At 65.6% G+C, this 14,805-nt stretch carries 11 protein-coding genes and 1 riboswitch; of the genes, 3 read left to right on the top strand and 8 right to left on the bottom strand.

Features of this window, described 5'->3' with window-relative positions:
• Positions 1–11: 11 nt before the first annotated feature.
• The 8 genes from QPK29_RS07560 to QPK29_RS07525 form a co-directional block, all read right to left on the bottom strand.
• Positions 12–881 carry a TorF family putative porin gene (locus QPK29_RS07560; protein WP_371771596.1) on the bottom strand — a complete coding sequence of 290 codons (870 nt, stop codon included), beginning with the start codon at positions 879–881 and terminating at the stop codon, positions 12–14.
• 32 nt (positions 882–913) lie between these two features.
• The gene (gene uca / locus QPK29_RS07555) at positions 914–4,522 is read right to left on the bottom strand and encodes an urea carboxylase (protein ID WP_371771595.1); all 3,609 of its coding nucleotides are present in this window, start codon (positions 4,520–4,522) and stop codon (positions 914–916) included.
• A gap of 9 nt (positions 4,523–4,531) precedes the next feature.
• Positions 4,532–5,188: an urea amidolyase associated protein UAAP2 gene (locus tag QPK29_RS07550; protein WP_371771594.1), complete on the bottom strand. Its 657-nt coding sequence runs from the start codon at positions 5,186–5,188 to the stop codon at positions 4,532–4,534.
• Between the two features lie 10 nt (positions 5,189–5,198).
• Positions 5,199–5,954 (bottom strand): urea amidolyase associated protein UAAP1, encoded by a 756-nt coding sequence (locus QPK29_RS07545; protein ID WP_056128518.1) that lies wholly within the window; start codon positions 5,952–5,954, stop codon positions 5,199–5,201.
• Positions 5,955–5,964: 10 nt separating this feature from the next.
• Positions 5,965–6,792 carry an ABC transporter ATP-binding protein gene (locus QPK29_RS07540; RefSeq protein ID WP_056329165.1) on the bottom strand — a complete coding sequence of 276 codons (828 nt, stop codon included), beginning with the start codon at positions 6,790–6,792 and terminating at the stop codon, positions 5,965–5,967.
• A gap of 3 nt (positions 6,793–6,795) precedes the next feature.
• Complete coding sequence (locus tag QPK29_RS07535; RefSeq protein ID WP_371771593.1) at positions 6,796–7,644, bottom strand: ABC transporter permease; 849 nt, start codon at positions 7,642–7,644, stop codon at positions 6,796–6,798.
• 3 nt (positions 7,645–7,647) lie between these two features.
• Positions 7,648–8,649 (bottom strand): ABC transporter substrate-binding protein, encoded by a 1,002-nt coding sequence (locus QPK29_RS07530; RefSeq protein WP_371771592.1) that lies wholly within the window; start codon positions 8,647–8,649, stop codon positions 7,648–7,650.
• Between the two features lie 54 nt (positions 8,650–8,703).
• Positions 8,704–8,813: riboswitch (guanidine-I (ykkC/yxkD leader) on the bottom strand.
• Between the two features lie 431 nt (positions 8,814–9,244).
• Positions 9,245–11,101: a phosphoethanolamine transferase gene (locus tag QPK29_RS07525; RefSeq protein ID WP_371771591.1), complete on the bottom strand. Its 1,857-nt coding sequence runs from the start codon at positions 11,099–11,101 to the stop codon at positions 9,245–9,247.
• A gap of 378 nt (positions 11,102–11,479) precedes the next feature.
• Here QPK29_RS07525 and rpsL point away from each other — a divergent pair, with 378 nt between their 5' ends.
• The 3 genes from rpsL to fusA all read left to right on the top strand — a co-directional run bounded on the left by rpsL (position 11,480) and on the right by fusA (position 14,702).
• Positions 11,480–11,863: a 30S ribosomal protein S12 gene (gene rpsL / locus QPK29_RS07520; protein ID WP_036240557.1), complete on the top strand. Its 384-nt coding sequence runs from the start codon at positions 11,480–11,482 to the stop codon at positions 11,861–11,863.
• 127 nt (positions 11,864–11,990) lie between these two features.
• Complete coding sequence (rpsG, locus tag QPK29_RS07515; RefSeq protein ID WP_056128507.1) at positions 11,991–12,461, top strand: 30S ribosomal protein S7; 471 nt, start codon at positions 11,991–11,993, stop codon at positions 12,459–12,461.
• A 135-nt stretch (positions 12,462–12,596) separates the two neighbouring features.
• Complete coding sequence (gene fusA / locus QPK29_RS07510) at positions 12,597–14,702, top strand: elongation factor G (RefSeq protein ID WP_056128506.1); 2,106 nt, start codon at positions 12,597–12,599, stop codon at positions 14,700–14,702.
• Positions 14,703–14,805 lie beyond the last annotated feature (103 nt).

Genomic DNA, 14,805 nt, shown 5'->3' with positions numbered 1-14,805 from the left:
GCATAAGAGGATCAGAAGGCGTAGCCGAGGGTGGCCAGCAGGCGGTTGCCCTGCTTGACGCCGTAGCGGTTGTCGCCGCCGAGGAGGCCTTGCAGGCCCCAGGTAAAACCGGCGCCGAGCGGCTGCGTGAAGCCGACGGTCAGGTGGCGCCACCCGCCCGACGACGGCGCGCCGCCCGCGAAGCAGCCGTTGACGATGAAGCTCGTGCCGGCCGCGCAGCGCGTGCCGGTCAGCGTGTCGACCGTGCCCAGGTAGCGGCCTTCCTTGTGGTACGTGTAGAAGCCGAGGGTGGCGGAGAGAGTGATGTCGTGCGGGAGCGGCTGGCTCGCGGCCAAGGTCCAGTAGGTGTCGCCCCGGTTGCCCCAGACGACGTCCTTGAGCAGGGTCTGCGCCGTCACGCTGAACGGGCCGTAGCTGGCGCCCAGCTTGGTCTCGAGCGCGTTGGCGTGCTCGCCGTTGATGTAGTAATAGCCCGTCAGGCCGACGGTGTAGCCGATGTCGCCCACCTTGCCGTTGAAGCCGCCGTAGAAGTCGTTCTCGATCGATTTCTTGTTCTGGAAGTCGGCGATGCCGCGGTCGGCATACGATTCGCCCAGGCGTTTGTACGAGTAGTTGATCTGCGACGCCCAGTAGCCGAGGAAGAAGCCGGACGGATCGTTCCAGTCCACGCCCCATTGCAGCGCGGGCTGGTCCGACTCGGGCGCGTCGGCGCCGGCGTTGCCCAGGCCCGGCAGGCCGGGGCCATAGGTCGAGCTGACGCCGCGCAGGATGTATTTGCTGACCAGGTCGACGTGGCCGGTGAACGCGGGCGCGTCGTCGGCCCAGGCGGCGCCGGAACACAGCAGGGTGGCAATGGCGAGGATGATCTTCTTGTCGTGCATGCGGGACTCCTTGTAGGGGATGGGTTGCGGATTCAGGATGCGGCCGTGAAGACGGCGATGCGCTGGCCGGCGGCGACGGGCTTGCCCTCGGCGACGAGCCATTCGTCCAGCGCGCCGTCGGCGGTGGCGACGACGGGGATTTCCATCTTCATCGATTCGAAGATCGCCAGCGTCTCGCCCTCGCACACGGCGGCGCCGGGCGGCACGACGATCTTCCACACGCTGCCGGGAACGACGGCGGACAGGTACTGGCTGCCGTCGGGCAGGTCGGCCGGCGCGCCCGCATCGAGCGTCGCTTCCTCGCTGACCCATTCGGCCTGGCCGCTCGTGCGCCACCGTTCGCGCTCGGCCTCGAACGCGGCCTGCTGGCGCGTCTTGAACGCGGCGATCGCATCCGCTTCGCGCGCCAGGAACGCGTTGTAGTCGGCCAGCGAGAACGTGGTCTCCTCGATGCGCACGTCGAAGCGGCCGAGCGGGAAATCGCGCCGGTGTTCGAGCAGGCGGTCTTCCGTGACCTCGTAGAACCGGATCTGGTCGAAGAAGCGCAGCAGCCACGGTTTGCCGTCGCGGAAGCTGGCCGTCTGGCGGTAGCGGTTCCACATCTGGACTGTCCGGCCGACGAACTGGTAGCCGCCCGGGCCTTCCATGCCGTACACGCACAGGTAGGCGCCGCCGATGCCGACCGCGTTTTCCGGCGTCCACGTGCGCGCCGGGTTGTACTTCGTCGTCACGAGGCGGTGGCGCGGATCGACCGGCGTCGCGACCGGCGCGCCCAGGTAGACGTCGCCCAGGCCCAGCACCATGTAGCTGGCCTTGAACACGACGTCGTACACGTCGCGGATCGAGTCCAGTCCATTGATGCGGCGGATGAATTCGATGTTGCTGGGGCACCAGGGCGCGTCCGGGCGCACGGTCGTCTCGTACTTCTGGATCGCGAGGCGCGTCTGCGTGTCGTTCCACGCGAGCGGCAGGTGCACGATGCGCGACGGGACCACCATGTCCTCGACCGGTCCCTGCGCCGCCAGCAGCGCGCCGATCCGCTCCAGCAGGCGCGTGGCGCCCAGGCGGCGATGGTCGAAGTGGACCTGCAGCGAGCGGATGCCGGGCGTGAGGTCGACGACGCCACCCAGGCGTGCGTCTTCCAGCGCGCACATCAGCGCATGCACGCGGAAACGCAGGTTGATGTCCAGCGCGAGGTCGCCGAATTCCACCAGCAGGTAGTCGTCGCCGGCGCGGCGGAACACGACGCGCGTACCGTCCGGCAGCGCTGCTTCGCCCGCGACGGCCGGCTGGGCCAGGCCTAGCGGCGACGCCGGCGGCGTCCACGCGGGCGCCGCGTCCGGCCGCTCGAACACGGCGTCCAGCGCCGCGCGCATGGCCGCCGCCTCGTCGACGGACACGCGGTGGAAGCGCACCGTGTCGCCCGGTTTCAGCTGGCCCATCTTCCACAGGTCGCTCGATACGATCACCGCGGGGCACACGAAGCCGCCGAGACTCGGGCCGTCCGGGCCGAGGATCACGGGCATGTCGCCGGTGAAGTCGATGGAGCCGATGGCATAGGCGTTGTCGTGGATGTTCGACGGGTGCAGGCCCGCTTCGCCGCCGTCCGCGCGCGCCCAGCGCGGTTTCGGGCCGACGAGGCGCACGCCGGTGCGGCTGGAATTGAAGTGCACCTGCCAGTCCGTGCCGAAGAACGTCACGATGTCGTCGCCGGTGAAGAAGTCCGGCGCGCCGTGCGGGCCGTAGTGGACGGCGATGTCCCAGTGGTGCGCATAGGCCGGGATCGCGGCGGGTGCGAGTTCGCGAGTGAACGCCGGCACGGGCTTCAGCTTGAGCATGTCGCCCGCGCGCACGGCGCGGCCGCCGTGGCCGCCGAACTGGCCCAAGGTGAACGTGGCGCGGCTGCCGAGGTAGTCCGGCACGTCCAGGCCGCCCGCGAATGCGACGTAAGCCCGCACGCCCGCGCCGCGCACGCCGGCGAAGCGCAACGTTTCGCCGGCCGCGATGGCGTGTGCTTGCCAGTTCGCGAGGTCGCGTTTACCGTCCGCCCCGGACACGCTGGCCCCGAGATCGGCGCCGGCCAGCGCGATCGTGCACGCGCAGTTGAAGCGCAGGGCCGCGCCCTGCAAGGTCATCTCCAGCGTCGGCGCGGCGACATCGTTGCCGAGCAGGTGGTTCGCCACGCGGTGCGCGTAGGCGTCCATCGGCCCGGACGGCGGGATGCCGACGGCCCACAGGCCCAGGCGGCCCGGGTAGTCCTGCACCGTCGTCTGGATGCCGCCGTCCAGCACTTCGACGGTCCGCGGCGCGAAGTCCATCGCGGCCAGCATCTGCGTGATCTGGCGGCCGGCGACGAAATCGCCGTAGCGCAGGATGCGCGCGAGGTAGGCAAGATTGGTCTCGATGCCGTCGATGCGCGACGTCTCGAGAGCGCGCACGAGCTGGTCGACGGACGCGGCCCGGTTGTCCGTCTTGACGATCAGCTTGGCCAGCAGCGGGTCATAGTAGGGGCTGACGGTGACGCCGCGCTCGACCCACGTGTCCACGCGCAGGCCCGGCGCGAATTCGACGGCCGTCAGCACGCCGGAGCAGGGTTGAAAATTGCGCGCCGGGTCTTCCGCGTACACGCGCAGCTGCATCGCGTGGCCGTGCGGCACGAGCGATGCCTGGTCCGGCAGCGTGAGCTCGCCGGCCGCCGCGCGGATCATCCATTCGACGAGGTCGACGCCGAACACTTCTTCCGTCACGCCGTGCTCCACCTGCAGGCGCGTGTTCACTTCGAGGAAGTAGAACGCGCCCGTGTCCGCGTCCAGCACATATTCGACGGTGCCGGCCGACAGGTAGTGGATCGCTGCGCCCAGGCGCACGGCGGTGGCGGCCAGCGCATGGCGCGTGCCGTCCGAAAGGTCCGGCGCGGGCGTCTCTTCGATCACCTTCTGGTTGCGGCGCTGGACGGAGCAATCGCGCTCGCCCAGCGACACGACGTTGCCGCGGCCGTCGCCGAAGATCTGCACCTCGACGTGGCGCGCGCGCTGCACGAATTTTTCCAGGTAGATGCCGCTGTTCTTGAAGTTGTTCTCGGACAGGTGGCGCACGGACGCGTAGGCGCCGGCCAGTTCGTCGTCGTCGCGGCACAGGCGCATGCCGATGCCGCCGCCGCCCGCCGTACTTTTCAGCATGACGGGGTAGCCGATGCGGCGCGCTTCCGTCAGCGCTTCCTCGACGCCGTCCAGCAGGCCGGTGCCCGGCAGCAGCGGTACGTCGGCCTGCCGTGCCAGTTCGCGTGCGGTGTGCTTGAGGCCGAAGTCGCGCATCTGCCGCGGCGTGGGGCCGATGAACACGATGCCCGCGGCGGCGCACGCTTCCGCGAAGCCGGCGTTCTCGCTCATGAAGCCGTAGCCGGGGTGGATCGCCTGCGCACGCGTGTTGCGCGCCGCCGCCAGCACGCGCTCGGCCGACAAATAGCTGTCGCTGGCGGCGGCCGGGCCCACGCACACGGCTTCGTCGGCCAGGCGCACGTGCAGCGATTCGACGTCGGCCTCGGAATAGATGGCCACCGTCTTCATGCCGAGACGGCGCGCGGTGCGGATCACGCGGCAGGCGATTTCGCCGCGGTTGGCGATCAGGATCTTGTCGAACATGGCGGTCTTTCAGGCGGAGGGGGAGGCCCCCCAGATCACGAAGCGGACCGGGGTGGGGTTGTAGGCATTGCACGGGTTGTTCAGCTGCGGGCAGTTCGACACGAGCACCAGCACGTCCATCTCGGCGCGCAGCTCGACATACTTGCCCGGCGCGGACAGGCCGTCCTCGAACGACAGGCCGCCGCCTTCCGTCACCGGCACGTTCATGAAGAAGTTCACGTTGGGGACGAGGTCGCGCTTGTCCATGCCGATGTGCGCTCGCGCCAGCGCGAGCAGGTAGTTGTCACGGCAGCTGTGCATGAATTTCTTCTGCAGCGCATAGCGCACCGTGTTGCTCTCGGCCGCGCAGGCGCCGCCCAGCGTGTCATGGCGGCCGCACGTGTCGGCCACGATAGCCAGCATCGGCCGGCCGCGGTTCGAATACAGCACCGAGCCGGCCGACAGGTGGATGCCGCCCTGGCGCTGCAGCGTGTCGGTCACGCTGTAGCTTTCGGCCGTGTCGGCGGCGTTGTAGAAGATCGTGTCGACGGCCTGGTTGCCTTCCAGGTCGACGATGCGCAGCGTCTGGCCGCGTTTGACTTCGTGCAGCCACGGTTCGCCGGCCGGCAGGTCGTGGATGGCCAGGGCGGCGGCGGGATCGAGCGTGCTCTCGCGCAGGGTGTGCATGACGGTCTCCTCAGCGGTAAATCAGTTCGGTGTTATGAAAGCCGCGGCCGTTTTCGGCGCACGACAGGCGGCACACGTCGTCCTCGCCGGCCGGACCGGAATCCCAGGCCACGATGGCGACCTTGCCCGGCGCGTAGTCGGGGCGCGGATCGAGCGGGTGGGGCGCGGTGGAGACCAGGACCAGCGTGTCCATCTCGAAGCGCAGCTCGACGAAGTCGCCGGGCTTTGCGTGGTTCTCGGCGAAGCGGAAACGCCCGTCGGCATCGACCGCCACCCTGGAAAACAGGTTCAGGTTCGGTACGAGGTCGCGCAGGCCCAAACCCCATTTGCCCATCTCGACGAGCAGGCTGTCCTTGCCGTTGCGGTGCATCGCGTTGCGGTGTTCCTGGTAGCGCTTGACGCCGTGGCGGCGCGCGATGCCTTCCGCATCCGACAGGCCGCACAGCGGATCGTGCCAGCCCACCGTGTCGCGCGGGATCGACGCGAGGATGCGGCCCATGTCCGAGTACAGTACGTGGCCCGCCGTCAGGTGTGCCGTGTGCTGGGCCTTCAGCGTGTCCGGCACGTTGAGGCGCTCCATGCGCTCGTCGGCGCGATACAGCAGCACGGACGTGTTGGCGCCGGCTTCCACGGCGATGAAGCGCAGCGTGGTGCCGCGCCGCACGCGGTACGACCAGTGCGCGCCGCCGGGGAAGCGTTCGGTCCACAGCACGCGGGCCGGGTCCAGGTCCGGGGCCAGTTCGAGAGTGTGTTCGGTGTGTGTCATGGTGGCTCCGTCAGGTCGTGCGAGTGAGTTTTTCGAGCTGTTCCAGGTCGGTCTTGACGCCGGACGTCTCGCGGATGCGGTTCAGGATTTGGCGCTTCAGCGCGGAGAATTCGGGCGCGAGCTTCAGGTCCTGGTGGCGTTTGGCGCCGAACGGCACGTCGACGATCGAATCGATGCGGCCCGGACGCGGCGCCATCACGACGACGCGCTCGCCCAGGTAGATCGCTTCCTCGACGTCGTGCGTGACGAACACGATGGTGGTCTTTTCCAGGTGGTGGACGTGGCGGATCAGGTCGTGCATCACTTCGCGCGTCTGCGCGTCCAGCGCGCCGAACGGCTCGTCCATCAGCAGCACGTCCGGCCGCGCCATCAGCGCCCGCGCGATCGCCACGCGCTGCTGCATGCCGCCCGAGAGTTCGGCCGGATACGCATGTGCCACGTGCGCAAGGCCCATCAGGCCGATGAGGGCGTCCGCGCGGCCGGATGCGATTTCGACGTCGCTCGACGTGGCGGCGGCGTGGTGCTTGAGGCGGCGGCAGAAGCGGATGTTGTCCTTCACCGTCAGCCACGGGTACAGGCTGTAGCTCTGGAAGACCATGGCGCGGTCGGCGCCGGGGCCGTCGACGTCGCGGCCGTTGCAGACGATGCTGCCTTGTCCGTATTCCTCCAGGCCGCAGATCGTGCGCAGCAGCGTCGATTTGCCGCAGCCGGACGCGCCGACGAGGGTCACGAATTCGCTGGCGGCGATGTCCAGGTCCACGTGCTGCAGCGCGAGCGTGCGCCGCGCCCCGCGGCCATAGTGTTTGTACAGGCCGCGTACGGCTATCTTGGGTGTCATGGTTCAGCCTCGCAGGTGATGCCAGGGAAAGCAGCGCTTGTGCAGCCAGCGGAACGCCTGGTCCGTGAGCAGGCCCACGAGGCCGATCAGCAGGATGCCGGCGAAGATCTTGTCGGTCTGGAGGAAGCGCTGCGCCTTCAGGATCGCGTAGCCCAGGCCCGAGTTCGCGGCCACCAGTTCGGCCACGACGAGGTACGTCCACGCCAGGCACATCGCGCCGCGCAAGGTGGTCAGGATCGCGGGACGCGCGGCCGGGATCAGCACGTACTTGATGATTTCCTCGTTCGTCGCGCCCATCGTGCGCGCCGCTTCGATCGGCGCGTCCGGCACGCGCGCCACGTCGGCGGCGACGAGCAGCAGCATCTGGAAGAACACGCCGACCCAGATCACCGCGATCTTCGCGCTTTCCTCGATGCCGACCCACAGCATGATCAGCGGGATGAACGCGACGGCGGGCAGGTAACGGGTGAATTCCGTCAGCGGCTCGAGGAACGCGCGCACCGGCGCATACGTCCCGACCAGCACGCCGAGCGGCACGGCGACGAGGGCCGCGACGCAGAAGCCGCCCAGCACGCGGCCGATGCTGACGATGACGTCGCCCAGCAGGTCGCCGTCGCGGTACCACTCGCCCAGCTGGGCCAGCACCTGCCACGGCGGCGGCAGGAATACGGGATCGGCCCAGCCGTTCAGCGACACGAGGATCCACACGGCGAGCGGCAGCACGAAGCCGGCGACGGCCAGCGCGAGCGCGCTGCGGCGGCGCAGATCGCCGCGCACGTCCCACGGCGAGCGGCGGTTGCGCATCACCGTGGGGCCGGCCGCGCCGTCAAGAGGGGGCAGGTCGTCGCGCATGGCTTACTTCTTGAGGGCGTCGGCTAGCAGCGAGGCGTCGATGCCGGCGGCGTAGTCGACCGGGCCGGCGACCAGCTTGTTCGTGCTGAGGAATTTGTGGATCTCGGGACCGGCCGCGACGAGCGACTGCGGCTTGCTGGCGTCGAGCGCGGCCTGGTTGTCGGCGCGGTCGAAGAAGCGCGTGCCCGGCAGGAAGACCTTGTACTCGGCCGGCTTGATGCCGACCACTTTCGACATGATCTGCACCGCCTCGTCCGGATGGTCGTGGATGAAGGCCTGCGTGTCGAACCACGCCTGGATCATGCCGACGAGGTCCTGGCGCTTGATCTTGTCGCGCAGGGACTTGCCGTGGGCGACGAGCAGGTCGGGCACGAGGCCCGGCATGTCGCGCGACGTGAACAGCGCGTGGCCCTTGCCGCTCGCCTGGATCTTGTTGACCCACGGGTTCCACACGACGGCGGCGTCCACGCGGCCGGCCACGAACGCGGCGGCCGCATCACCGGCGGACAGGTTGACGACCTTGACGTCATTCATGCTCATGCCGTTGCGGGCCAGCGCCGTGGCGAGCACGAAGTGCGAGATGCTGAATTGCTCCAGCGCCACCGTGCGGCCCTTCAGGTCCGCGAACGACTTGATCTTCGGGCCGACCATCAGCGCGTCATTGCCGGCCGAGTTGTCGTTGACCAGCACGGCCTTGACGTCGACCTTCTTCGCCAGCGGCGTCATGGTGTCCGACCAGGTCTGCGCATTGGCGTCGAGCTGGCCGGCCGACAGCGCGGCGACGGAGTCCGTGTAATTACCGAACCAGACCAGCTTGACGTTGGCGCCGTGCCGCTTGAAGAACCCTTTCTGGTCCGCGACGTACCAGGCCACCCAGCCCGGCCAGTCGGACAGGCCGACCTTGACCTCGGCGTGCGCGGGCCCGGCGGCCGACAGCGCCGCGCACAGGGCGAGGACCGTTGCGATGGAACTGCGAAGGATGCGGTGATGCTGGAAGAAACGCATGATGGAGCTCCCGAAGTGGATAAAAACGAGAGGCAAGCGATTGCGGCGCAATCGTCCTCCCGGGCTTTTATCCCTCCGTGTAGCTCCTTGCCGCGTGGCGGCGGGGAACCGGCAGCTCTCGGACCAGCACCGCTCGCGCGGTCGGAACCCTAGCCACCTTGTCGAGATGTGCGCGATGCCGACATCGGCCCACCTCTCGTTGCAGGTTCAATTTGCAAGAACGGTGCCAGCGGGTTTCGTACAAGCGCTCCCTGTGTGCGTGTGCCATGCGCACGTTCGCGGCGCGCCGCGGCGGTGCGTCCATGCGCCGATCTGGTGCGTATTTCGCGCAGGCCCGTGCGCCACGGCGATGGACGCGGGCGGGCATCGACCTTGCATGGGATGGATCACGATCACGCAGCGGAGCACCGATGTCCACCTTTGCCAGCACCTTGTGTCGCCGTCTCGCCCGGCTTGCCTGGGCGTTCCTGTACCTGCTGGCCTCGCAGCCAGCGCACCGCTATCCGTGGATGGCGCGGCCGGCCCCACCGGGGTCAGAGCCCGATTTTTGGAAATTTCCTAAAAAAGGGCTCTGACCCCGGTTTGAGATGGCGCATCAGTTGCGCGGCAATGGCTTGCCCTTGGCGATGACTTCGTGGCAGTCGCCCTTGATGGTGGCGTTGTCGTAGTCGGTCCAGCCGTAGCTGTCGACGTAGCGCTTGTGTTGCTTGAAGGCGGCGTTGACGAAGCTCCACGCCAGGCGCTCGTCCGGGTAGCGCACGTCGCCCAGGTCGAGCAGGGTGTGGAACATGTTTTCGGTTGCCAGCTTCGCCTTGCGGTGGCGGCGCAGCTGCGTGACCTTGTCCGGGAAGCGCGCCGCGTACGCATCCGAATACCAGGCGAACGCGGGGACGTGGAATTCGTATTGCGTGTTGTGGCCATGGAAGGCGAGCCGGCAGCTGTTGTCGTACAGCGTCTGGCCGTGGTCGGCCACGTACAGCATGGCGGCCGGCTTGTCGGCTTCCTTCAGCGTGCCGATGACGTGGTCGAGGAACCAGTCCGTGTACAGGATCGAGCTGTCGTAGCTGTTGTTCAGCTTGTCCTTGATCCTGATGTCCGTGTAGACGGGCTTGTCGATGCCGTACAGCGACGGCAGCCATTTGTCGAACTGCTTCGGGTAGCGGTGGCTGTAGTTCCAGTGGCTACCCAGCGTGTGCAGCACGATCAGTTTCTTCGGCGCCGGATCCGCGACGGCATGTTTCAAAGGGCCGAACAGGATTTCGTCGTAATTCGAATTGTCGGTAAAACCGCCCAGATTCAGGAAGTCGACGACGTCCGCTTCCTTCGCGAACACGGACACGGGGGTGTCGAACTTGCCGAACGAGATCTGGTTCGACAGCCAGAACGTTTTATAGCCCGCTTCCTTGAACGCGGTCAGGAACGATTTTTCCGAGAACCCGTCCTTGAGGCTTTGCGTGGCCGGCTTGCGCGAGATGATGACGGGGACGCTCAGGCGCGTGGCGGAGACGGACGTGATCACGTCGCGCAGCGGCACCACGTTCGGCTCCTGCGACAGCAGCGGGTTCGTGTCGCGGTCGTAGCCGTTCAGGCTCCAGCGGTCGTAGCGCGACGATTCGCCAATCACCATCACGATCACCTGCGGGTCGTCGTTCGGCTCGGCCAGGTGGGCGTGGAAGCGGAAGTTGGCGCTGCGACGGTTCAGGTCGGCGAGATAGACCCGTTCCTTGTAAAAATCGACGCCGCGCGCGGCCAGGCCGAACGGCCACGAATGGGCGAACGTGTCCAGGTCGAACGGCAGCTTCATCCAGTGCGCCAGCGGCGGCAGCGAGGCGGGGCGCGGTATGCTGGACGGACGCGGCGCCGCGGTCTCTTCGCTGGCGGCCTCGACGCTGTCGGAGGCTTTCACGAGCCGCGCGCTGGCAGCTGCCGGGCCGGCAGCCGCGAGTGGCGGCGGAGCGACGCCGTACTTCAGGCCGTAGGCGAACACGACGGCCACGACCGCCAGCACGCCCAGCACGACGGGGCGCGACACGTCGGCCCAGTCGAGGTCGCGCGTGCGCCAGGCCGCGATCCAGCTCGTGACGAACCACGCGAGCATGCCGACGAAGACGCCGATCAGCAGCCAGACTTTGCTGCCGAGGAATTCCATGGCCTCGGCCGGGCTCGTCTCCGCGATGATGCCGAGGTGGTGCGTGGAAATGCCCTGGCCGTAGAACGCATATAAATAAAGCTCGACGGGCAGCGCGAGGAAGGCGGGCAGCAGCAGCCAGTGGAAGTACGCCGGGCGCTTGAACACGCCCCACACGCCCAGCCAGGCCAGCAGTTCGATGCCGGCCACCTGGCCGGGGTGCGACAGCGGCTGGCCGAACAGCGGCGCCACGTACGGCACGCAGGACAGGAGCAGATAAGTGAGCGCGACGTACAGGTTGCGCGGGCGTAGCAGGAATGACATCGAACGAACGTGTGCGGCAGCGCGGAGGCGAAGTCGGCTATTATCCGGTTTTTGCCACTGGTAACGCTATTCCATCTGCACAACGGATGAAATCCGGCGTACACTGGTTGTGTCGTTATCACGACATCTACTGAGCAATTACACAATCTTCCGCCGCTGTCGCGGTGCCCGGTCTGCAAGTTTGTTGACCCGGCCCCGCTTCAGGTCTATACTCGCGAGTTCTCGAATTATTCTGCGCATGGTTTACGCATAACAGCCGCTCCCGCTGGTGAGTGGCTTTCGTCGCCTGTACGGAGAGTTGCGGGACAAGGTTTCAGCCCCCGGAAAGCAAGAGCCCCGGGTCATTAACTAGTAGTTATTTTGTTGGATTTTTGAACGATGCCAACCATCAATCAACTGATTCGCAAGCCGCGTGAAGCCGCGGTTGTGAAGAGCAAGTCGCCGGCACTGGAAAACTGCCCGCAAAAGCGTGGTGTCTGCACCCGTGTCTACACGACGACCCCGAAGAAGCCGAACTCGGCACTGCGTAAAGTCGCCAAAGTTCGCCTGACCAACGGTTTCGAAGTCATTTCGTACATCGGCGGTGAAGGCCACAACCTGCAGGAACACTCGGTCGTGCTGATCCGCGGCGGTCGTGTGAAAGACTTGCCGGGTGTGCGTTACCACATGGTCCGCGGTGCACTGGATACCCAGGGCGTGAAAGACCGTAAGCAGGCCCGTTCGAAGTACGGTGCCAAGCGTGCCAAGGCTGCCAAGAAGTAATCTTCTTGCAATCTGGGTAAATTAATATTGAGTTAGTTGAGGCGGCCGGAAGGCCGAGTAAGTGAAGGGCTTTGATGGCCTTTCGCGAGTGCGGTAAGCACTCAACTGAAGACAGGAAGGAATTGAAATGCCACGTCGTCGTGAAGTACCCAAGCGCGAAATTCTGCCGGATCCGAAATTCGGCAACATCGATCTCGCCAAGTTCGTCAACGTTCTGATGTTGTCCGGCAAAAAGTCGGTCGCAGAAAACATCATCTACGGTGCATTCGACTACATCCAGAGCAAATCGGGCAAGGACCCGCTGGAAGTGTTCGCAACCGCGATCAACAACTGCAAGCCGATGGTCGAGGTGAAATCCCGCCGCGTCGGTGGCGCCAACTACCAGGTGCCGGTTGAAGTGCGTCCGGTCCGCCGTATGGCCCTGTCTATGCGTTGGTTGCGCGAAGCCGCAAACAAGCGTAGCGAAAAATCCATGCCGCAGCGCCTGGGTGGCGAGCTGATGGAAGCAGCAGAAGGCCGCGGCGGCGCGATGAAGCGTCGTGACGAGGTGCACCGTATGGCTGAAGCGAACAAGGCGTTCTCGCACTTCCGCTTCTAAGCGAATGGCCAACTACCCTTGGAGGCAGAACGCCTCCGGGGTCGTGCGGCCATGCAGTATCAGTTGTTCAGGCCGAGCTCATTTTGATCACCAGAATGCTGCTCGGTTTTGTCCATTCAAAAGTTAGGAAAATTTATGGCACGCACTACCCCTATTGAGCGCTACCGTAACATCGGTATCTCCGCTCACATCGACGCCGGTAAGACGACGACCACCGAGCGCATCCTGTTCTACACCGGTGTTAACCACAAGATCGGTGAAGTGCACGACGGTGCAGCCACCATGGACTGGATGGAGCAGGAGCAAGAGCGCGGCATCACCATTACCTCGGCAGCGACGACCTGCTTCTGGAAGGGTATGGCCAATAATTTCGAGCCGCACCGCTTCAACATCATCGATACCCCGGGCCACGTCGACTTCACCATCGAGGTGGAGCGTTCGATGCGCGTCCTGGACGGCGCCTGCATGGTCTACTGTGCAGTCGGCGGCGTGCAGCCGCAGTCGGAAACCGTGTGGCGTCAGGCTAACAAGTACAAAGTCCCGCGTCTGGCATTCGTCAACAAGATGGACCGTACCGGTGCGAACTTCTTCAAGGTGTACGAGCAGATGCGCGCCCGCCTGAAGGCCAACCCGATCCCGCTGCAGATCCCCATCGGCGCCGAAGACAACTTCAAGGGCGTGGTCGACCTGGTCAAGATGCAGGCGATCTATTGGGACGACGCGTCCCAGGGCATGAAGTTCGACTACCGCGAGATCCCGGCCGAGCTGGTCGATCAAGCCAACGAATGGCGCGAAAAACTGGTCGAGACCGCTGCTGAAGCGTCGGAAGACCTGATGAACAAGTACCTCGAAGAGGGCGAGCTGACCGAAGCCGAGATCAAGCAGGCACTGCGCCAGCGCACCATCGCTTCGGAAATCGTTCCGATGATGTGCGGCACCGCCTTCAAGAACAAGGGCGTGCAGGCCATGCTGGACGCGGTCATCGAGTACCTGCCGTCGCCGGTCGACATTCCGCCGGTCAGCGGTACCGACGAGGACGACCAGCCGGTCACCCGTACGGCATCGGACGACGAGAAATTTGCCGCGCTGGCATTCAAGATCATGACCGACCCGTTCGTCGGCCAGCTGATCTTCTTCCGCGTGTACTCGGGCGTCATCAAGTCGGGCGACACTGTGTTCAACCCGATCAAGGGCAAGAAAGAACGCGTCGGCCGTATCCTGCAGATGCACGCGAACCAGCGCGAAGAGATCAAGGAAGTCCGTGCAGGCGACATCGCCGCTGCCGTGGGCCTGAAAGAAGCGACCACAGGTGAAACGCTGTGCGACCCGGCTGCTCCGATCATCCTGGAAAAGATGGTATTCCCGGAGCCGGTGATCCAGCAGGCCGTCGAGCCGAAAACCAAGGCCGACCAGGAAAAGATGGGCCTGGCACTGAACCGTCTGGCTCAGGAAGACCCGTCGTTCCGCGTGCGCACCGACGAAGAATCGGGCCAGACCATCATCGGTGGTATGGGCGAGCTGCACCTGGAGATTATCGTCGACCGTATGAAGCGTGAATTCGGCGTGGAAGCGACCGTCGGCAAGCCGCAGGTTGCTTACCGCGAAACGATCCGCAAGTCGGTCAGCGACGTCGAAGGCAAGTTCGTCAAGCAGTCGGGTGGTCGTGGTCAGTACGGTCACGCCGTGCTGTCGATCGAACCGCAGGAGCCGGGCAAAGGCTTCGAGTTCATCGACGCGATCAAGGGTGGTGTGATTCCGCGTGAATTCATCCCGGCAGTCGAGAAGGGTGTGCGCGAGACGCTGTCGAGCGGCGTGATGGCCGGCTATCCGGTGGTCGACGTGAAAGTCACGCTGACCTTCGGTTCGTACCACGACGTGGACTCGAACGAAAACGCGTTCCGCATGGCCGGTTCGATGGCATTCAAGGAAGGCTGCCGTCGCGCCAACCCGGTCATCCTCGAGCCGATGATGGCCGTGGAAGTCGAGACGCCGGAAGACTACGCCGGTACCGTGATGGGCGACCTGTCGTCCCGCCGCGGTATGGTGCAGGGCATGGACGAAATCCCGGGCGGCGGCGGCAAGATCATCAAGGCCGAAGTCCCGCTGTCGGAAATGTTCGGTTACTCGACCGTGCTGCGTTCGGCAACCCAGGGTCGTGCGACCTACACGATGGAATTCAAGCACTATGCTGAAGCACCGAAGCATGTGATGGACGCCATCGTGACGGCTAAAGCCAAGTAATAGTCAGTTGGGGACAGAGCAAAGGCGATGAACCCTGCTCTGTCCCGCAAGAGCGTTACAAATAACAGGCCGGCGGTACCCCGCTTGGCCTGAACAAAAACTA

The organism is Massilia orientalis (genome assembly GCF_030411975.2).
GTDB classification, from domain to species: domain Bacteria; phylum Pseudomonadota; class Gammaproteobacteria; order Burkholderiales; family Burkholderiaceae_D; genus Telluria; species Telluria orientalis.
This window is presented reverse-complemented; position numbering and strand designations above follow the sequence as displayed.

Bases quoted from the DNA above. Each gene is read 5' to 3' on its own strand.
- QPK29_RS07560 (WP_371771596.1), bottom strand. From the start codon at position 881: ATGCACGACAAGAAGATCATCCTCGCCATTGCCACCCTGCTGTGTTCC.
- uca (WP_371771595.1), bottom strand. From the start codon at position 4,522: ATGTTCGACAAGATCCTGATCGCCAACCGCGGCGAAATCGCCTGCCGC.
- QPK29_RS07550 (WP_371771594.1), bottom strand. From the start codon at position 5,188: ATGCACACCCTGCGCGAGAGCACGCTCGATCCCGCCGCCGCCCTGGCC.
- QPK29_RS07545 (WP_056128518.1), bottom strand. From the start codon at position 5,954: ATGACACACACCGAACACACTCTCGAACTGGCCCCGGACCTGGACCCG.
- QPK29_RS07540 (WP_056329165.1), bottom strand. From the start codon at position 6,792: ATGACACCCAAGATAGCCGTACGCGGCCTGTACAAACACTATGGCCGC.
- QPK29_RS07535 (WP_371771593.1), bottom strand. From the start codon at position 7,644: ATGCGCGACGACCTGCCCCCTCTTGACGGCGCGGCCGGCCCCACGGTG.
- QPK29_RS07530 (WP_371771592.1), bottom strand. From the start codon at position 8,649: ATGCGTTTCTTCCAGCATCACCGCATCCTTCGCAGTTCCATCGCAACG.
- QPK29_RS07525 (WP_371771591.1), bottom strand. From the start codon at position 11,101: ATGTCATTCCTGCTACGCCCGCGCAACCTGTACGTCGCGCTCACTTAT.
- rpsL (WP_036240557.1), top strand. From the start codon at position 11,480: ATGCCAACCATCAATCAACTGATTCGCAAGCCGCGTGAAGCCGCGGTT.
- rpsG (WP_056128507.1), top strand. From the start codon at position 11,991: ATGCCACGTCGTCGTGAAGTACCCAAGCGCGAAATTCTGCCGGATCCG.
- fusA (WP_056128506.1), top strand. From the start codon at position 12,597: ATGGCACGCACTACCCCTATTGAGCGCTACCGTAACATCGGTATCTCC.